We start from the raw sequence: 18,476 nt of genomic DNA, 5'->3' as shown, positions 1-18,476 counted from the left end.
CTGACGAATTGTCGCAGCCGCGTCGTAAGCCGCTCGCGTTTAAGCAAAATTTGCAACACACGTCCCAGTGCGATCGGCGGTAGGCCACGCGATTTCGCCACTTTCGGCCGGTTTACTGGACGTCTCTATCTGGTAATCAAATTGCACACGTCAGCTCATTGACTGGAATTGTTGGCCCGTGCCGGACACTAGCGAGCAGGATTCGGTCATAGCCTTCGGGCCATTCCGCCTGTTCGTGAAATCGCGGCTGCTGGAAAAGGACGGCGCCCCGCTTCCCCTCGGCGGCCGTGCGCTCGACATCCTCATTTTTCTCGCCGAGCGCGCCGGAGAGGTCATTGACAAGCGAGAGCTGATCAAGCGCATCTGGGCCGACGTGAACGTGGACGAAGGCAGCCTGCGCTTCCACATCACGACGCTGCGCAAGGCTTTGGGCGATGCAGGCGAGGCCTCCCGCTACGTCGTCAACGTCCCGGGACGCGGCTATTGTTTCACGGCTCCGCTGCTCCGGCCCGCAGCATCGGAGGGCCGGACGAGCCCGCCCGCCGCTTCGCCCTCCTCGCTGCCCTCGCCGCTCGCGAAGATGATCGGCCGGGACGATGCGGTCGAGAGAATCTCCGCCGAGCTTGCCCAGCATCGCTTCGTCACGATCGTCGGCCCGGGCGGGATCGGCAAGACGTCGGTCGCACTCGCCGTCGCGCAGGGCGAGCTCGCGGCCTTCGACGGCCAGGCGTGCTTCGTCGACTTCGGCGCGCTGACCGATACCCGGCTCGTCCCCGGAACCATCGCGGCCGCGCTGGGCCTGACCGTCAGTTCCGAGGACCCGATACCGGGCCTGCTGGCGGTCCTGCGCAACCGGCGGATCCTGCTGGTGTTCGACAGTTGCGAGCACATCCTCGACGAACTCGCCCCTTTGGCCGAGCGCCTCATCCGCGAGGCGCCGCAGCTGCATATCCTGGCCACCAGTCGGGAATCCTTTCGCGCCGACGGGGAACGCATCCATCGGTTGTTTCCGCTGGACTGCCCGCCGGAACGCGACGGCCTCGGCATCGCCGACATCCTTGCCTATCCCGCAAGTCAGCTCTTCGTGGAACGCATTGCCGAGAGCTTGAGCGAATTCGAACTCCGCGATGAGGATGCGCCGCTGGTCGCCGAGATCTGCCGGCGATTGGACGGCATTGCGCTCGCGATCGAGCTCGCGGCCGGACGTGTGAACGCCTACGGCATTGCCGGGACCGCCTCGCTGCTGGACAGCCGCTTCTCGCTGCTGTGGCGCGGACGGCGTACCGCAATTCCGCGGCATCAAACCTTGAGCGCGGCGCTGGCCTGGAGCTACGACCTGCTGCCGGCGGCCGAAAGCGCGACGCTGCGCGGCTTGTCGGTGTTCGTCGGGCCGTTCACGCCGGAGGCCGCGCTTGCCGTCGCGTCCTGCCAGGGGATCAGCGAGCCCGAAGCCGTCGAGGCGATTTCGAACCTGCTGTCCAAATCCCTGATCGCGACCTCGCCCGCGGAGCGGCGGCTGCGCTATCGCCTGCTCGACACCACCCGCGCCTTCGTCGCGGACAAGCTCGTCGAGAACGGGGAAGCGGACCGCGTCGCGCGCGCCCACGCCGAATATATCCGCGACTTGCTGCACGACATTTCCCTCAAATCCACGAGCATGCAGAGCGCGGGCGGCTTCCTTCCCTATGCCGACCATTTGCCGAATGTGAGGGCCGCGCTGTCCTTCAGCTTTTCGGAGAGCGGCGATCGGACGATCGGCGTGGATCTGGCGGCCTCGGCCGCGCAGTTCTTCCTCGAACTGACCTTGCTGACGGAATGCTACCGCTGGACCCGGCAGGCGCTGGCGTCGCCGGATGCGCGCGCCGCGGACAGCCGGAAGGAGATGACCTTGCAGGCCGCGCTCGGCGTCTCCGTGATGTTCACGCAGGGCAATACCGAAGGGGTCCGGTCGGCATTCACGCGCAGTCTCCAGCTTGCCCGGGAACTCGAGGACCTGCACTGGCAGCTCTGGCTGCTGCGCGGATTGCACATCTACCTGACCAGGGTCGGAGATTTTCACGGCGCGCTCGGAATCGGCGAACAGGGCGAGAGCGTCGCGCGAAAGCTGAACGATCCCACCGCCACGCTGAACGTCGAATGGATGCTGGGCGTGGCGCATCATCTGATCGGCAGCCAGGACAAGGCGGTTCGGTTCTGCGAGAGCGCGATGGTGCACAATCCCGGCTCGCAACGGCTGAACATCGGCCATCTCGGCTATGACGACCGCATCGTCGCGCTGGTGGCGCTGGCGCGCGGACTCTGGCTCACCGGCCGGCCCGAGCGTGCGATCGAGGCCGCCAGATACACGGTTCGCGAGGCCGAGCTGCTCGAACAGCCGCTGACCCTCGGCATCTCCCTGATCTGGACGATTTACGTGTTCCTCTGGGTCGGCGACTGGGACAACGCCGAAATCCTGATCGAGCGGCTGATCGACCATTCGGCGCGGCACTTCCTCGGGCCTTATCACGCGGTCGGCATCGGCCAGAGGGGCGAGCTGCTGCTGCGTCGCGGCGACGTTGCCGCGGGCATCGAGCACCTTCGCCGCGGTCAGGCCACGTTGCACGCGGCCCGGCACCGGATCATGACGACCGTGTTTGCGACGGCGCTCGCGGAGGGTCTCGCGTCCCAGAATCAGCCCGACGAAGCCTTGCGGACGATCAACGAGGCGATCGCCCAGATTCCCGATCATGGGGAGTCCTTCGACATGCCGGAGATGCTCAGGGTCAAGGGCGACATCCTCGCCCGGTCGGGCAGCGCGGTGGAGGCCGAGATCTGCTTGCGCAAATCGCTCGATCTGTCGCAGCGCCAATGCGCAGTCGGCTGGGAGCTCCGCGGCGCGATCAGCCTCGGCCGCATCTGGCGCCAGGCCGGAAAGACAGGCGAGGCACGCGACTTGCTCGCCCCGCTCGTCGGACGCTACCAAGAGGGGCTCCAGACCCGCGATCTGGTCGCCGCAAGAGAGTTGCTAGGCACGCTGAATTGACAGCATCTTCAACGGCATACCGCCAAACTGCCTGCTCGCAACTCCTAACAACTTCTAACACGCCAAGCCGCCTGCGCCCCGCCATGGTGGCGACACTTCATGGTGGATATGGCGGGACATGGCGCTTCTTGACGACGTAATGGATGCCAGCGGCGGCTTGACCCACTGGAACAGCTTGAACCGGTTTACGCTCCACCTTTCCGTCGGCGGATCGCTGTTCTCCAGCGCCGGGCATGCCCAGGAATTCAAGGACGTGACCGCGGAAGGCTCGACCCGCGCGCAATCGCTCCGGTTCACCGGCATCACCGGAGGCGAACACTCCGGCTCCTTTCAACCCGACGCGATCACGATCGAGAGCCTGGATGGTGAAGTTCTGCGGACCTGGCACAACCCGAGCGTCGCGTTGACCGAGGCCGGCTCGCCTGCGCTTGCGGACGAAATGCATCTGGTCTTCTTCTGCGGCGTCGCGATCTGGAACTATCTGACCAGCCCGTTCCTGCTCGCCCATCCCGATGTCATCGTGGAGGAGCTGCCGCCCTGGTGCGAGGGCGCCGAGACGTGGCGGCGGCTCCGGGCACAATTTCCCCCGCACCTCATCACGCTCGCGCCTGAACAGATCTTCTATTTCGACGAGAGCGCCCTGCAACGGCGGACGGACCACGATCTCTTCGGAAACAAGGTTGCACATTTCTCCTGGGCTCATGACAGCTTCTGCGGCATCGTCGTGCCGACACTTCGACGCGTGCAGACGCTGCAGCCTGACGGAACGGTCATCGCCAGGCCCGTGCTGATGGACGTCGAGATCTTCGACGCCGTCTTCGAGTAAAGACGAGCACCTGCGGGAGCGGCGACCACTCTGCCTCTCAACGCCTAACAATACATAACGAGCCAACAGACGGCCTCGGGTGCAGATTGTACGCGCGAGCAACCAACGGCGTGTGCCATCGGAGCAATGACATGAAGGTTCCCGCTACCCTTGCACTCTCGGCCGCCCTGACCTGCGCGACTGCGCACGCCTCGGCACAAGACCTGCGATCGAGCCGGCGTTCGATCAGCTATCACACCGTCAATATCCAGGGCCTCGAGATCTTCTACCGCGAGGCCGGCCCCGCCGACGCACCGACCGTGCTGCTCCTGCACGGCTTCCCTTCCTCGTCGCGGATGTGGGAACCTCTGCTGCCGCTGCTCGCCGACAGATATCACGTGATCGCACCTGATTATCCCGGCTTCGGCAACAGCAGCGCGCCGCCGCCGTCCGCTTTCACCTATACGTTCGACAACATCGCCGGCGTGATCGGAGAGCTCACGACGAAGCTCGGTCTCGGCAAATATGTTCTGTTCATGCAGGACTACGGCAGTCCTGTCGGCTTCCGCATGGCGCTGGCGCATTCCGAACGTGTCCGCGGAATCATCATCCAGAATGCGGTGTCGCACGAGCAGGGCTTGAGCCCGCTCTGGGAAGCGCGTCGCAGGTACTGGGCCGACCCGGCACACGAGCTCGAGGCGCTCAAGGCCAATTTCACCTCGCTGGCGGCGACGCGTCAGCGACATCTCGGCTCAAGCCCGCACCCCGAACGCTACGACCCCGACACCTGGGGCGACGAATACGCGTTCCTGACGCGTCCCGGCCAGGCCGAGATCCAGGCCACGCTGTTCCTGGATTACCGGACCAATGTCGCCTCCTATCCCAAATGGCAGGACTGGTTGCGCAAGATGCGGCCGCCGACGCTGGTGGTCTGGGGCAAGTATGATCCGTCTTTCACCGTCGCCGGCGCCACAGCCTATCGCGACGATGTGCCGGATGCCGAGGTTCACATCCTGGAGGCAGGCCACTTCGCGCTGGATGAAGCCACCGACGAAATCGCCGCGCTCGCTCGCGACTTCCTTGCGCGCCTGGACAAGGACAAGGGCTAGGCCTGGGATTGTGGACCCGCAAGCTGATCTCCTCGACGGAGAGGCTTCGGGGTCCAGTGACGACATTGCACCGGTCTCACACCGGCGCGTCGGTCCACGCGATGCTCTCGTCGCTCTCATCAGGCCCTCCGGTCTGCGCAAATGCGTGACAAATTGGTCCTAACCAGACCCTCTGCGACGAGCTGTCACACCTGATGCACACCCACAGAATCTAACAGTTCCTAATCACCCCTAACGGGCGTCCTGGCCAGCTCACGTTTATCCTCTCAGCATGGAAAGCATTGGTTTGCGCGCCTGCCGGCCGTTGCAAGCAACGGCAAAACCAGGAGAGGACGAACGATGTCGAGCAACTTGCACGTGGCGCATGACTGGACTGATTGTCCGGCCGCCCCGCGGGATCATGAGAGTCTTCGCCCCACACAGGCGATCGCCCGGGAGAGCCAGTGGCGTCAGATCGATCGCACTCCGGGGGGCATGATCGAGGACATTACGATCTCGCGATGGGATGACCCGCGGAGCACCTCGTCGCACGAAGCGACGACGCCGGACGATCGCTACTTCGTCGGCATTGCCCTGAAGGCCACGCGTGCGAAGCTGACACGCGGCGGCCGGATCGTCTTCGAAGGCGCCATGCCGGCGGGGTCGCTCTACGTCGCCGCCCCGTCGAAGCCGCTCGGCGCACAATTCCAGTCGCCGTGCGCCTTCCTGCACGTCCACATCTCCACGGACCATCTTCCAGCATACGCGGACGGGCTGAACGACCTCGTGCTGTTGCGCGATCCGCTTGCTGCCGAGCTCGCCAGGGCGCTGGTCGAACATGGCGATGCCGCGGATCGGCAATTTACGCACTGCATCGGCCAGACCCTGGCGATGCATCTCACCCGGATGGAGCTGCCGCGCGTCAAGGTCAATGCCTTGCCGAAATGGCGGTTGCGGCGGGTCGAGCAGCACGTCGCCGATCATTTCGACCGCTGCATCAGCCTGTCCGAGCTCGCCAATGTCGCCGGCCTATCAAGGATGCACTTTGCGGCGCAATTCCGTGCCGCGACCGGTTATCGTCCCCGCGAATATCTGCTGACGCAGCGGGTCGAGCATGCCAAGACGCTGCTCGCGACCACCGAGCGGCCATTGGCGGAGATCGCCCTTTCCGTGGGCTTCAGCACGCAGGCGCATTTTTCGACCGTCTTCAAGCGCATCAGCGGTCAATCTCCGGCGCGCTGGCGCCTTGCCAACGTGGACGGACAGCTCGAGGTCGAAGCGCGGCCGAGGCGGCACGCGTCTCCGGACCGGGATTGGATCGCCAGCGCCGCTGCATAGCTGATCGGCAGACGGCAGACCGCAGGGATTCAGGCGTATGCCCCTTTTTGTCGTTTGATGCTCCCGCGTTGATCTCACCGCTGCAGGTCCTGGTCTCCCGGACAAGCTGCAACACGAGAGCTCGCGGCGCGAACCCACAAGTCTATACGGTTGCGCGCAGTGAGATGCTTTGCAGCGCAGAGTTGAAGAGACGCTGCGCGACGTCCAGGGCACGCAATCGAGGATCGAGCGCGCAGTCTGCCCCGCATCGTCATCCCCGCGAAAACGGGGGAATCCAGCCTTGAGCCACCGCTACACCGGATCGAACGCTCGGATCGGCGGCAGATTGCCGGTGAATTTCTCCACCTCGACGGTCGTCAACTGGCCGGTGCAACCTTGCGCCAGGGCGGAGGTGCCGATGTCGCGGGTGAGCACGTTCGGATTGCCGTGGACGCAGAGCGGCGCCTCGTCTTCGGGATCCATCGGATCGTACCAGGCGCCGGTCGGAAGCTGGACCACGCCGGGCGCGATGCCGTCGGTGACGTGGACGGCAGCAAGGCATGCGCCGCGCTCGTTGAACAGGCGAATGATGTCGCCGTCCTTGATGCCACGCGCGTCCGCATCAACCGGGTTCATGCGCGCGACCTCGCGGCCGCGATGCTTTGCGGCAAGCGAATGTCCGCCGAAATCGAGCTGGCTGTGCAGGCGCGTCGCCGGCTGGTTGGCGACGAGGAAGCACGGCGCCCCGGGCTTGGGCGTATCGGTCTTGTCGAGCCAGACCGGATGGCCGGGACAATCCGCATCGCCATGACCTGCGATCTTGGCCGAGAAGATCTCGATCCGCCCGCTCGGCGTCGGCAGGGCGTGATTGACCGGATCGTCGCGGAAGCGGCGCAGCCGGCCACCGTCATCGGGCTGCTGGGGCACGACCAGGCTGCCGCGCGCCCAGAACTCGTCGAAATCAGGAGCTTCGAGGCCGCGCTTGGCCAGCGATGCGCGAGTCGGCTCGTAGAGATGTCTTAGCCACTGCCGCGACGTGCGTCCTTCGGTGAAGGGTTCGCGCGCTCCGAGACGGTCGGCGAGATCGGCAAAAATCTCGTAGTCGTCGCGCGCGAGCCCGAACGGCTCGGCGATCCGGTGCATCGCGACCATCAGGGGATCGTTGCTGGAATAGCCGATGTCCTCGCGCTCCAGCGTCATCGTCGAGGGCAGCACGATGTCGGCGTGACGGGCTGTGGCGGTCCATGCGAGCTCGTGCACGACGAATGTGTCCACTTGCGCGAACGCCTTGCGCAAGCGGTTGATGTCCTGGTGGTGATGGAAGGGATTGCCGCCCGCCCAGTAAACCAGACGAATGTCCGGATAGGTGCGCGTCTCGCCGTTGTAGCGATACGTGCTGCCGGGATTGAGCAGCATGTCGGCGATGCGCGCCACCGGGATGAAATCGGCAACACCGTTACGGCCCTGGCCCAGCGTCGGCCCCGGCACGTCGTTGACGCGGCGGCCGTAATAGCCGATCGCACCCAGCGAATAGGCGTAGCCGCCGCCGGGAAGGCCGATCTGCCCGAGCGCCGCCGCCAGCACCATGCCCATCCACACCGGCTGCTCGCCATGCTCGGCGCGCTGCAGCGAATGGGAGACGGTGATGAGCGCGCGCTTGCGGGCAAGACGCCGCGCCAGCTTGCGGATCGTATCCGCCTCGACACCGCAGATGGCGGCGGCCCATTCGGCATGCTTTGCTTGCCCATCGCTCTCGCCGGTGAGATAGCGCAGGAAGACCGGCCAGCCCTCGGTGTAGCGATCGAGGAAGGCCTGGTCGTGCAGGCTTTCGCTCACGAGCGTGTGGACGATGCCGAGCATCAGCGCAGTGTCGGTGCCGGGCACGCAGGTGATCCATTCGGCGCCGGCCTCGACCGGCAGATCATCGCGGAGCGGGCTGACCAGGATGAACTCGCAGCCGCGCCGCCGCGCAGCCGCCATCGCGCCGCGCTCGACATGCTTGCTGATCGAGCCGCCGGCCACCATGGAGTTCTTCAACGCCATGCCGCCGAATGCCAGCACGACCTCGGTGTGATCCGCGATCTGCTCCCAGGTGACGTTGCGCTTGGTGATGTCCTCGTAGCCGGCCAGGATCTGCGGCAGCAGCACCGAGGACGCACCCGATGAATAGGAGTTGACCGAGCGCACATAGCCGCCCATCGCGATGTTGAGGAAGCGATGCACCTGGCTCTGGGCGTGATGGAAGCGGCCGGCGCTCGACCAGCCATAGGAGCCGCCGAACACGGCGCCCGGCCCGCGCGTGTCGCGGATGCGTGCGAGTTCGTCCCCCAGGAGATCAAGCGCCTTCTCCCAGCTGACGGAGACGAACTCGTCGCGGCCGCGGCGATCGTCAGGGCCCGGCCCGCGCTCCAGCCAGCCGCGGCGGATCGCTGGCTGGGCAATGCGCGCCTGGTGGCGGAGCGCGCCGGGAAAATTGTCGATGATGCCGTTCGGATCGGGATCGCCCGCATAGGCCCTGACCTCCAGCCCGGCCGCGCCCTGACGCGCGGAGAAGACGCCCCAATGCGAGGTATGCGGCTTGAAGCCGTCCGACAGGTCGAGACCGGGGTCGGGAAAGCCAATCGTATCGTCCATCGTCTGATCCTTGTTCCGGTACGGGCCTGCAATCGGGGTGGTAATATACCGATCCGCTCTGGACGTCGTCGAGTTCAGCGTTGACGGAAACGCTGGCCTGCCCCGCGCAATGCCAGCCGAGGGCGTCGCCAAGGCGCCTGCGATGTCAGCAGTGACCCGCACCGGTCGAGGGCCCAGGGATTTGCACGAACTGCCGATTCGTGTCGCCGCGTCGGCAGGGAGAATTCGTTGCGGGGGCGATTCGTCTGCCGCGGCATCCGCCGGGCACCGGAGCCCGCAGGGAGCGAATCCGTCATGCTGGCGAGGCAGGCATCATCCGCGCGCGCAGCAATCGACCAGCAGATTCCAGATCCGCTGCGCCTCTTCCCGCTTGTGAGCCTCCGGCGCCTGCTTCGTGCTCGACCGATCATTCGCTGCGATGGTGCGTGTTTCGCGCGGCGCGATCCACCGCTCCGAAATCGGGTCGTACCATTTTCCGATATTCATCTCAGTCACGTCGATCGGCTCGCAAATCTGGTCCAGGTGTTTGAGCGATGCGCCTCCCGCGGCTTGCATCAAGCCGTTCGGCTGCGCGCCACCCATTTCACCAATCAGGAGCTGGCGCGATCGTTCCCGACCCGACCCGCCGCTTCAGCCTGGCCGGGCTGGATGAAGCGTGCGCGGGTGCCGCTCGTGTAGCAACCGCGCGAGCTCCTCACGCTCCGTCGGGCGTCCCTTCATGGCGGTCTCGAACAGCGCTTCCTGGATGTCGCGAGGCATGTCGCCCCACACGTCCATCGCCGCGCGTCCGAGCAGGCCTGCAAGATGATCCTGTCCGTCGTTCATTCGGCTCTCCCGGTCTACCCACGGGAATGGAACAGCCACGGCCGCACGGCGTTCCACTGCCATCATTGTGAAAAGGAGACGTCTTTATGGGATTCTTCACCAAGGACATCAAATCGATGGAAGACCTGCTGCTGCACGGGCTGCAGGACATCTATTACGCGGAACAGCAGATCCTGAAGGCGCTGCCGAAGATGATCGACAAGGCGACCAACAGGGACCTCGCCGCCGGGCTGAAAGCCCACCTGGAAGAGACCAACAAGCAGGTCGAACGCCTCGACAAGGTGTTCGCGAAACTCGGCAAGGAGCCGAGCGGCACTCATTGTCCGGCCATCGACGGCCTCATCAAGGAAGCCGACGAGACCGCCGGGGAGATCGAGGACAAGTCCGTGCTCGACGCCGCGATCGTCGCGAACGCACAGGCCGTGGAGCACTACGAAATGTGCCGCTACGGCACGCTGATCGCGTGGGCCGAAGAGCTCGGCCACGACGACATCGTGCGCTTCCTCACGACCAATTTGAACGAAGAGAAGGCCGCCAACACCAAGCTGAACACGGTGGCGCTGCGCAAAGGCGTCAACGCCAAGGCCTCCAGCGCCGCGTGATTGATGTCGGCTGACCGGGACGAGGCGGCCCCGCTCGCGGCGCCGCCTCGGTCCTTGCGACCCCCTCGGCGCCCGCGGGCATATTCGATCAGATGAACGGCTTCCCGCCGGTGACGGCCAGCGTCGCCCCCGAGGTATAGCTCGAGAGCGGATCGGCCAGCATGACATAGGCCGTTGCGAGCTCGGCCGGCTGGCCGGCGCGCTGCATCGGCACCTGCTTGCCAAAGTTCTTGACGGAGTCCTCCGGCATGGTCGATGGGATCAGCGGCGTCCAGATCGGCCCCGGGGCGACGGCGTTGACCCGAATGCCTTTCTCGGCCAGCATCTGCGCGAGCCCACCCGTGAAATTCTGGATGGCCCCCTTGGTCGTGGCGTAAGCCAGCAGGCTCGGGTTCGGCATGTCGGAGTTCACCGAGGCCGTGTTGATGATCGCGGCTCCCGGCCGCATGTGGGGGACCGCAGCCTTGGTCAGATAGAACATGGCGTGGATGTTGGTCTCGAACGTCCGCTGCCACTCTTCGTCGCTGATATCCCCGATGTCCTTGAACGTGGCCTGATGCGCCGCGTTGTTGATGAGGATGTCGATTCCGCCGAGCTCTTCGACGGTGCGACGCACGATGGCGCGGCAGTGATCGGGATTTCTGATATCGCCGGGGATCAGGACGACCTTGCGTCCCTCCCGTTCCACCAGCGCCTTGACCTCGGCCGCATCCTCGTCCTCGTTCAAATAGGAGACGACGATATCCGCGCCTTCACGTGCGTAGGCGAGTGCGACCGCGCGGCCGATGCCGCTGTCACCGCCCGTGATGATGGCCTTCTTTCCGGCCAGGCGTCCGGAGCCCTTGTAAGTCTCCTCGCCATGATCCGGTCGCGGCTGCATCGCCCGCGTCGAACCGGGCATCGGCTGCTGCTGCGAGGGATAAGGCGGCTTTGGATAGTCGGTCATGGACAACTCCCGGCGTTTGCTGCGCTAACGGGGCGGCGCCGGAAGTGTTCCTGGTATTGTCAGAGCCACGCCATCGCCGCGAGGCTAGCGCCGCCGCCTGGATTCGCGCGCCGTTACGGCGCTGCCGAGGTTCCTATTTGCGCATCCGCCGATCGGGCACGACGATACATGTGGCCGGGCTCCGCCCACAGGAACCCGTTCGAGAAAGGCACAGCCGGATAGGCCGCAGCGAGGCGGCGGTTGCCGCCATCGACGTCGTCGCGACCATCCAAGACGTCGCGAAGCGCGGTGAGATCAGGATGAATCATCATGGCGCTTTAGGTTGTTGTTCAAACATGATCTTTTCGGAGAACCGCTGCGCACTCTTCCGGATCATGCTTTAGAAAGTCTCCCGAGGGCCGATCGCCATAGCGTCATCTTTTAATGACCATGTTGCGGAGAGCATTTTGAAACTCACAGGTGCTTTAAGTTAAGGTATCTCAAGCAATCGGACACCGGCTTGACTCCAGCAGCCCAATCGAACGAGCGGATTCTCGGACTCCTGAGCGCAGCCGGTGTATTCTGCATCTGGTCTGGCTTTCTCGTCTTCTCGAGGGCCGGCATGCAATCCGGCCTGACACCCTTCGATTTGACGGCGCTTCGGTTCATGGTCGCCGGTGCCCTGGTTCTTCCGTTCGCCAAGGCCTGGTGGCCGCGCCACCTGCCGCTGCACGCAATCCTGTCGATGTCGATTTTTGGCCCCGGCGCGCTGTACAATATCTTGATGTACTTCGGGTTGAAGGGTTCGTCGGCAGCATACGGGGGAGCATTCGCCAACGGCTCGTTACCGATCTTCACCATTCTGCTGGGTTTGTTTTTCGCACGGCGCCTGCCGTCCTGGCGGCAACTCATTGCAGTTCTCGTCCTGCTCGTCGGCGCCGTGCTCATTGGCGTTCCGGGCATGCGCGCCGGCGGCAATAGCGTGGCATCGGCCATTGCGTTCTTCCTCGCGGCGTCAGCTGTGCTCTCGATCTACTTTATGGGCGTGAAGCACTGGCAGGTCGAGGCGCGTCAGGCGCTGGTCCTGGTCAGTGTGCCGAACGCGCTGCTTTTCCTGCCAGTCTGGTTTCTCTTTCTTCCCTCCACCATCCACGATGCGCCGTGGTCGACGGTACTGCTTCAGGCTGCCTTCCAGGGCTTGGGCCCCGGTTTCCTGGCGGTCATCCTGTTCTCCATTTCCGCGAGGATTCTCGGGCCGACGCCCTCGGCCGGTCTGGCTGCGGCGGTACCGGCAAGTGCGACGCTGTTGGCGATTCCGATACTTTCGGAGATTCCAACAACCATCGAGTGGATCGGCATCGCGATTGTCACTGCCGGGCTCGTTCTGCTCCTCGGAGGAGGCCAACCCGAAACCAGGAGCCTGTCCAAATAGCGGTGGCGACGTGGAGAGAGGCGGCTCCTGCTATGTCGATGCCGGAACGGCTGCATCCCTCCTGAGACTAAGCCGCGCACTGCGTGTGCCGTCGTCGGCTGACGCAATCTCCACCTGCACGTCTCTCGACTTCGCCAGATAGGGCGAGGACGTGACCAGGACATCGGCGCCAGCTTCCGCATAGGCCGCGGCATTTGCCGCATTGACGCCACCGGCGGCGGCGACGAGCGGACGATTTCGTGTATAGGCCATAGATGCCATGCGCTTGACCAATGCAGCTATCTCGGCTGGCGAGAACTTCTCGGCTTGAATCACGTCGAAACCGGCGACCGCCGCGGCTAGTGCGGCATCGGCGGTCTTCACCTCGATCACGAGCTTCTTCTCCGGCGCCGCCCGGCGCAATCGCTCGACGGCTTGAAACAGCGGCAGGTCGCCGAGAAAGACGCGGTGTTCTGGAAACACCAGCACCGTCTCGGACAGGCCGAGCCGGTGCATCACGGCGCCGCCCGCCTTGATGGCCGCGACCGCAAAGCGCTTGGTGCCCGGCACGTTCTTGCGCGTGCAGGCGACCGGGATACGAGGTGCGACCGCCCTCGCCGCATCGACGATGGCGCGGGTCTCGCTGGCCACGCCCGACCAGATCTCGATCAGGGTTTGCGCCACCTTCCAGCTCCGCAGCAGGCCCGCGGCCGGACCGCGCGCCTGAAGGATCGGGGCGCCCTGCTCCAGCGCCGCGCCGGATGCGGCGAACAGCTCCACCTCGCAGCCGGCGAGCGCGATGATTGCGGCGGCATCCTCGGCGAGCGCCAGCACCATCTGCGCGCGCGCGGCGAACTGCATCACGCCGATGGCCCCGCCGATCCCGAGCGCCTCGGTGGTGAGATCGCCATAGGGGACATCGTCCTCCAGCAGGCGTTCGAGTTCGGCGCGCGATGCAGCGGTTGCCATGTCGTGCTTCCCTTCATTGGTGTCGGCTTGCCGACGGCCTTGTCGGGAATCCGACACGGATCATCGGTCCCGCCGTCGCAAGAGGCGGGAAGCCCCCTCTTTTGACGCCATTCCTGCAAGGCGCACACCAGACTGCGACCGCATATCCGGCACGCCGATTGCTGGGATGCTTCCGGCCGGCGCCTTGCAGCAATCGGGCTGCGCTGAAGCAATTGCCGGCCGCTGGAGTTCATCATGAAGCTGCTTCGCTCGATCACCATCGTCGCGGGATTGCTGCTCGCATGCGCATCGGCGCAGGCCGCGCAGACCAACGTCGCCGTGGCCGCCAACTTCACCGATGCTGCCAAGGAGATCGCCGCCCTCTTCAAGCAGAAGACCGGGCACGAGGCGGTGCTCAGCTTCGGCGCGAGCGGGCAATTTTACACCCAGATCACGCAAGGGGCGCCGTTCCAGGTGTTCCTGTCAGCCGACGATTCACGGCCGAAGCAGCTCGTCGAGGAAGGTCTCGCTGTCGCGGGCAGCAGCTTCACCTACGCGATCGGAAAGCTCGTGCTGTGGAGCAAGTCGCCGGGCGTCGTGACGGGCGAGGAGACGCTGAAGGCCGCCTCCTTTGCAAAGCTCTCGATCTGCAATCCGGCCGCCGCGCCCTACGGTCTTGCTGCCGTGGAGACCATGAAGTCGCTGAACCTATACGACGCCCTGAAGCCGAAGCTGGTGGAGGGCGCGACCATCACCCAGGCCTATCAGTTCGTCGAGACGGGGAATGCCGAGGTCGGCTTCGTGGCGCTGTCGCAACTGACCGGCAGCGAGGCCGGTTCGCGCTGGGTGGTGCCGCAGGCGCTCTATAATCCGATCCGCCAGGACGCGGTCCTGCTGAAGGCGGGCGCCGGCAACGAGGCCGCCGGCGCGTTCATCAGCTTCCTCAGGGGATCCGAGGCGCGCGCCGTCATCGAGCGATACGGCTACGTGCTGGACGGGCAGAGCTGACGCGCATGGAGATCTGGTCGGCGGAGATTCGCCAGTCGGTTGTGCTGACGGTCGAACTGGCCGCGATCTCGACCGCGATCCTGCTGGTGCTGGCCACGCCGCTCGCCTGGTGGCTGGCGCGCGCCAGAGGCTGGTGGACCGAAATCATCGCGAGCGTGGTTGCGCTGCCGCTGGTGCTGCCGCCGACCGTGCTCGGCTTCTATCTGCTAGTGCTGCTCGGCCCGGACGGGCCGGGTGGGTGGCTCGCGCGCCTCTGGGGCGCGCGCACGCTTGCCTTCACTTTCGAAGGCCTTGTCATCGGCTCGGTGGTGTATTCGATGCCGTTCGTGGTGCAGCCGATCCGGAACGCCTTCGCCGCGATGGGCGAGCGTCCGCTCGAAGTTGCCGCCACCTTGCGCGCTTCGCCCCTTCGGACCTTCTGGACCGTCGCGGTGCCGCTGGCGCGGCCTGGTTTCCTGACCGGTGCGGTGCTCGGCTTCGCGCACACCGTCGGCGAGTTCGGCCTCGTGCTGATGATCGGCGGCAACATTCCCGGCCGCACCAAGGTGTTGTCGGTCGCGCTCTTCGACTATGTCGAGACCTCGCGTTGGCGCGAGGCGAGCATGCTCGCCGGCGGCATGGTGGCCTTCGCCTTCGCCGTGATCCTCACCATGACGCTCGTCGACAAGCGCGCCGCGAGGGCTGCGGCGTGAGAACGGCCGAACCCGCTCGCATCAACGCGGCCTTCCGCGGCAGGCTCGGCAGTTTCACGCTCGACGCCGAACTCAGCCTGCCCGCCACCGGCGTCACTGCGATCTGCGGTCCGTCGGGTTGCGGCAAGACCAGTGTCGCGCGCTGTATCGCCGGCCTGCAGCGCATGGCCGACGGCTTCTGCGCGGTGGATGGTGAAGTCTGGCAGGACGGCTCGTCGTTTCGGCCCGTGCACCTGCGACCGATCGGCTACGTCTTCCAGGAAGCCAGCCTGTTTCCGCATCTTTCGGTGCGACGCAATCTGCTGTTCGGCGCTCCGAAGGCGGCGCGCGCGCAGATCGCATTCAGCGAGGTCGTGGAGCTGCTCGGCCTTGCCGCACTGCTCGACCGCTCGCCCTACCGCCTCTCCGGCGGCGAGCGGCAGCGCGTCGCGATCGGCCGTGCCCTGCTGTCACAGCCAAAACTCCTTCTGATGGACGAGCCGCTGTCCGCGCTCGACCGCACCACCAAGGACGAGATCTTCCCGTTCCTCGAGCGGCTGCACGAGACACTGTCGCTGCCGGTCCTCTATATCAGCCACGACATGGCGGAGATCGAGCGCTTTGCCGATCACCTGGTGCTGATGGAGCAAGGCCGTGTCGTCGGCTCCGGCCCGCTGCACAGCCTCCGCCCGATACCGCTGGCCGGGAGCCGCGATCGGCTTGGAGATTGCTCGCGACGACGGAAGAGCGTAGGAAACCCGACGAGGATGACTTCCATGCCGATCGACTTTCACGACATCGACCCGAACCGCGTCGCCGCGATCATGTACCGTCCGCAGGACGACGTCGACGGCCTGCTCGCCGACTTTGCTCAGGATCTCGTCCGGTCAGGCGAGCGGATCGGCGGCGTGGTCCAGCGCAACGTCAAGGATGGCGCGGACTGCCAGATCGGCATGCAGGCGATCGACCTCATGACCGGCGCGGAGATCTCGATCTGCCAGCCGCTCGGCTCGGGCGCCATGGCGTGCAAGCTCGACGCTGCGGGCCTTGCCGAAGCGGCGGTCGCCGTCACCCGCGCGATCGCGGCCAATGTCGATCTCGTCGTGATCAACAAATTCTCCAAGCAGGAAGCTGCCGGCGACGGCCTGCGCGACGAGCTGGCCTGCGCCATCGGCGCCGGCATCCCCGTGCTCACGGCGGTGCCGGAAAAATGCCTGGACGCCTGGAATGACTTTACCGGCGGGATCGGCACCAGCCTGTTGTGCGAGCGAGGAGCGATCGAGGGCTGGTGGCAGGATCTGTCGTCACGAATAAAGCGGGCCTGCGCAGCGCGCCGGCCCGCCGATGCGCCTGCGGCGCTACTTGCCGATCATCACGTCGGATGACTTGATCACGGCGGAGACGGTATCCCCGACCATCAGCGCGAGATCGTCCACGGCCTCGTTGGTGATTGCGGAAAACACCACGAGGTCCGGCGCGAGCTCGATCTTCACATGGGCCGTCGTCGTGCCCTTGGTGACGGCGATGATCTTTCCGGGAAGAATGTTGCGTGCACTGAGCTTCATGGGTCAGCCGAACTTGAACAGAACGCCGTAACCACCGCGCGGATAGCTCCACTCGATGTCGCCGCTCCCCTCACAGATCACACGGCATGTCCCGCATTCGATGCAGCCGTCGACTGTGATCTCGACCTGGCCCTTGTCATTGAGCTCGTAGCAGCGCGCCGGGCAGGCCTTCAGCATCGTCAGGAGTTCCGGCGACGGCGTGGTGTGCGGGCGCACCTTGATGTGGGCCCGGCCGGCATCGACCAGATAACGGTTGTAGAACAGCTTGTCCTCGACACGCACGGATGCTTCGATCGACATGGCCTAATCTCCATCGCCAGTTTTGCGCTTCCTTGAGGTCACCGCCAGGCGCGCGCGAGGCGGAAGGCATCGCCAAACAGCCCGCTCCACGACCGCGCCTTGATGAACGATTTGAACGTCGTCTTTTCCTTCTCGACCTTCGGCGTACCGTCGACGCGCAGGAAGTTCTGCATCGCCTTGGAGACGAGCTCCGGATAGGTCAGGAAGAAATTCTGCGACTGGGTGTGCATCAGCGCAGGCATGTCCTTGTACTTCTTCAGGTCCTTGATGACGAAGGACTGATCCAGCATCGTCTTGTAGAGCGACAGGTTCGCCGCCGTCATCGGATCCTTGCGCGACTTGACCTGGAAGATCGCCTCAGCCGCGATCCGGCCCGAGGTCATTGCGAGGTTCGATCCTTCGCGATGAATGGCATTGTTGAGCTGGGCAGCGTCGCCGACGACGACCCAGCCCTCGCCATAGAGCTGCGGGATCGCATTGAAGCCGCCTTCGGGAATGAGGTGCGCGGCATATTCCTTCACCTCGGAGCCTTCGATCAGCGGGGCGACCGAGGGATGCCGCTTGAAACGGTCGAGCAGCCCGTACGGCGTCTCGCCGGTGCGCTGGAAATCGGCGACGAGGCAGCCGATGCCGAGCGAGATGCACTCCTTGTTGGCGTAGATGAAGCCCATGCCGGTCATGCCGCGGGAGATGGTGCCGGCGGCCTCGATCACCATGCCTTCGTCGCCCCTGAGATTGAAGCGGGCCTCGATGGTCTCGCGCGGCAGGAAATGCATCTCCTTGACGGCGAGCGCGACCTTGTCGGGCTTGGGCCGTTCGCGCAGGCCGGCGCGGGTGCCGAGCAGGCCATTGACGCCTTCGGCCAGCACGACGACATCGGCATGGATCTCGCCATCGGCGCGGTCGGTGCGAACGCCGATCACCTTGCCATAGGCGTCCTGCGCGAGCTCAGTCACCGTCGTCTCGCACAGCACGATGGCGCCGGCCTCGCGGACCTTCTGCGAGAACCATTTGTCGAACTGCGCGCGGATGATGGTGTAGCGGTTCGGCTTCTCCTCGTTGAAATCATCGGAGCGGTAGTGCAGGCCGGTGTGCGAGCGGTCGTCCATCATCCAGAAGCGCTGCTCGACAAGGTGCCGCTCCAGCGGCGCGTCCTCGCGGAAGTCGGGGATCAGCTTCTCCAGCATGTCGGCATAGAGGATCGCGCCCTGCACGTTCTTCGAGCCGGAGTACTCGCCGCGCTCGAGCTGAAGCACCTTCAGGCCGCGCTGGGCGAGCGTGAGTGCCGCGGCATTGCCGGCCATGCCGGCCCCGACGACGATCGCATCGAACTTCTCCTCGATCATGGCGTGCTC

Annotated in this window: 17 protein-coding genes and 1 pseudogene; 10 read left to right on the top strand and 8 right to left on the bottom strand. The window is 65.1% G+C overall.

Features of this window, described 5'->3' with window-relative positions; translation table 11 throughout:
• The first annotated feature begins 178 nt into the window (after positions 1-178).
• The 4 genes from AC1RQP_RS29775 to AC1RQP_RS29760 all read left to right on the top strand — a co-directional run bounded on the left by AC1RQP_RS29775 (position 179) and on the right by AC1RQP_RS29760 (position 6,253).
• Positions 179-3,022, top strand: coding sequence for an ATP-binding protein (locus AC1RQP_RS29775; protein WP_492940255.1), 2,844 nt, complete (start codon positions 179-181; stop codon positions 3,020-3,022).
• A gap of 118 nt (positions 3,023-3,140) precedes the next feature.
• The gene (locus AC1RQP_RS29770; RefSeq protein WP_492940253.1) at positions 3,141-3,848 is read left to right on the top strand and encodes a hypothetical protein; all 708 of its coding nucleotides are present in this window, start codon (positions 3,141-3,143) and stop codon (positions 3,846-3,848) included.
• A 131-nt stretch (positions 3,849-3,979) separates the two neighbouring features.
• On the top strand, positions 3,980-4,936 hold the full coding sequence (locus AC1RQP_RS29765; RefSeq protein ID WP_492940251.1) for an alpha/beta fold hydrolase: 957 nt from the start codon (positions 3,980-3,982) through the stop codon (positions 4,934-4,936).
• A 339-nt stretch (positions 4,937-5,275) separates the two neighbouring features.
• Positions 5,276-6,253, top strand: a complete 978-nt coding sequence (locus AC1RQP_RS29760) for a helix-turn-helix domain-containing protein (protein WP_492940249.1) — start codon at positions 5,276-5,278, stop codon at positions 6,251-6,253.
• A gap of 291 nt (positions 6,254-6,544) precedes the next feature.
• Here the strand turns inward: AC1RQP_RS29760 and AC1RQP_RS29755 are convergent, their stop codons facing one another.
• The 3 genes from AC1RQP_RS29755 to AC1RQP_RS29745 all read right to left on the bottom strand — a co-directional run bounded on the left by AC1RQP_RS29755 (position 6,545) and on the right by AC1RQP_RS29745 (position 9,691).
• Positions 6,545-8,866, bottom strand: coding sequence for a molybdopterin guanine dinucleotide-containing S/N-oxide reductase (locus AC1RQP_RS29755; RefSeq protein ID WP_492940247.1), 2,322 nt, complete (start codon positions 8,864-8,866; stop codon positions 6,545-6,547).
• A 312-nt stretch (positions 8,867-9,178) separates the two neighbouring features.
• Positions 9,179-9,448, bottom strand: a complete 270-nt coding sequence (locus AC1RQP_RS29750; RefSeq protein WP_239625723.1) for a hypothetical protein — start codon at positions 9,446-9,448, stop codon at positions 9,179-9,181.
• 48 nt (positions 9,449-9,496) lie between these two features.
• On the bottom strand, positions 9,497-9,691 hold the full coding sequence (locus AC1RQP_RS29745; RefSeq protein WP_061883519.1) for a hypothetical protein: 195 nt from the start codon (positions 9,689-9,691) through the stop codon (positions 9,497-9,499).
• 86 nt (positions 9,692-9,777) lie between these two features.
• Here AC1RQP_RS29745 and AC1RQP_RS29740 point away from each other — a divergent pair, with 86 nt between their 5' ends.
• Positions 9,778-10,293, top strand: a complete 516-nt coding sequence (locus tag AC1RQP_RS29740) for a YciE/YciF ferroxidase family protein (RefSeq protein WP_492940245.1) — start codon at positions 9,778-9,780, stop codon at positions 10,291-10,293.
• 88 nt (positions 10,294-10,381) lie between these two features.
• Here AC1RQP_RS29740 and AC1RQP_RS29735 read toward each other — a convergent pair whose 3' ends face one another.
• The gene (locus AC1RQP_RS29735; protein ID WP_492940243.1) at positions 10,382-11,239 is read right to left on the bottom strand and encodes an SDR family oxidoreductase; all 858 of its coding nucleotides are present in this window, start codon (positions 11,237-11,239) and stop codon (positions 10,382-10,384) included.
• A gap of 499 nt (positions 11,240-11,738) precedes the next feature.
• On the opposite strand from AC1RQP_RS29735, the gene AC1RQP_RS29730 reads away from it, so the two are divergent.
• On the top strand, positions 11,739-12,650 hold the full coding sequence (locus AC1RQP_RS29730; RefSeq protein ID WP_492940241.1) for a DMT family transporter: 912 nt from the start codon (positions 11,739-11,741) through the stop codon (positions 12,648-12,650).
• Between the two features lie 30 nt (positions 12,651-12,680).
• On the opposite strand, the gene modD is transcribed toward AC1RQP_RS29730, so the two are convergent.
• Positions 12,681-13,598, bottom strand: a complete 918-nt coding sequence (gene modD, locus AC1RQP_RS29725; protein WP_492940239.1) for a ModD protein — start codon at positions 13,596-13,598, stop codon at positions 12,681-12,683.
• A 234-nt stretch (positions 13,599-13,832) separates the two neighbouring features.
• Between modD and modA the strand changes: the two genes are divergently transcribed.
• The 4 genes and pseudogenes from modA (at position 13,833) to AC1RQP_RS29705 (ending at position 16,641) form a co-directional block, all read left to right on the top strand.
• Positions 13,833-14,585, top strand: a complete 753-nt coding sequence (gene modA / locus AC1RQP_RS29720; RefSeq protein ID WP_492940237.1) for a molybdate ABC transporter substrate-binding protein — start codon at positions 13,833-13,835, stop codon at positions 14,583-14,585.
• 5 nt (positions 14,586-14,590) lie between these two features.
• Positions 14,591-15,277 (top strand): molybdate ABC transporter permease subunit, encoded by a 687-nt coding sequence (modB, locus tag AC1RQP_RS29715; protein ID WP_492940235.1) that lies wholly within the window; start codon positions 14,591-14,593, stop codon positions 15,275-15,277.
• Positions 15,274-15,972, top strand: a pseudogene (modC, locus tag AC1RQP_RS29710) (molybdenum ABC transporter ATP-binding protein); the annotation flags it as partial. The gene modB and the pseudogene modC, both read left to right, overlap by 4 nt.
• 51 nt (positions 15,973-16,023) lie before the next feature.
• Positions 16,024-16,641: a DUF2478 domain-containing protein gene (locus tag AC1RQP_RS29705; RefSeq protein WP_492940392.1), complete on the top strand. Its 618-nt coding sequence runs from the start codon at positions 16,024-16,026 to the stop codon at positions 16,639-16,641.
• On the opposite strand, the gene AC1RQP_RS29700 is transcribed toward AC1RQP_RS29705, so the two are convergent.
• The 3 genes from AC1RQP_RS29700 to AC1RQP_RS29690 are packed head-to-tail and all read right to left on the bottom strand — an operon-like array spanning position 16,615 to position 18,467.
• Complete coding sequence (locus AC1RQP_RS29700) at positions 16,615-16,821, bottom strand: TOBE domain-containing protein (protein WP_492940233.1); 207 nt, start codon at positions 16,819-16,821, stop codon at positions 16,615-16,617. The genes AC1RQP_RS29705 and AC1RQP_RS29700 overlap by 27 nt on opposite strands.
• A 3-nt stretch (positions 16,822-16,824) precedes the next feature.
• Positions 16,825-17,121, bottom strand: coding sequence for a ferredoxin family protein (locus tag AC1RQP_RS29695; RefSeq protein WP_492940231.1), 297 nt, complete (start codon positions 17,119-17,121; stop codon positions 16,825-16,827).
• 38 nt (positions 17,122-17,159) lie between these two features.
• Positions 17,160-18,467, bottom strand: a complete 1,308-nt coding sequence (locus AC1RQP_RS29690) for an FAD-dependent oxidoreductase (RefSeq protein ID WP_492940229.1) — start codon at positions 18,465-18,467, stop codon at positions 17,160-17,162.
• Between the last annotated feature and the right edge of the window lie 9 nt (positions 18,468-18,476).

The sequence above is a fragment of the Bradyrhizobium sp. GW821-FHT13H06 genome (genome assembly GCF_058803975.1).
The sequence above is the reverse complement of the archived record's forward strand: the minus strand, read 5'-3'. Positions and strand labels throughout refer to the sequence as shown.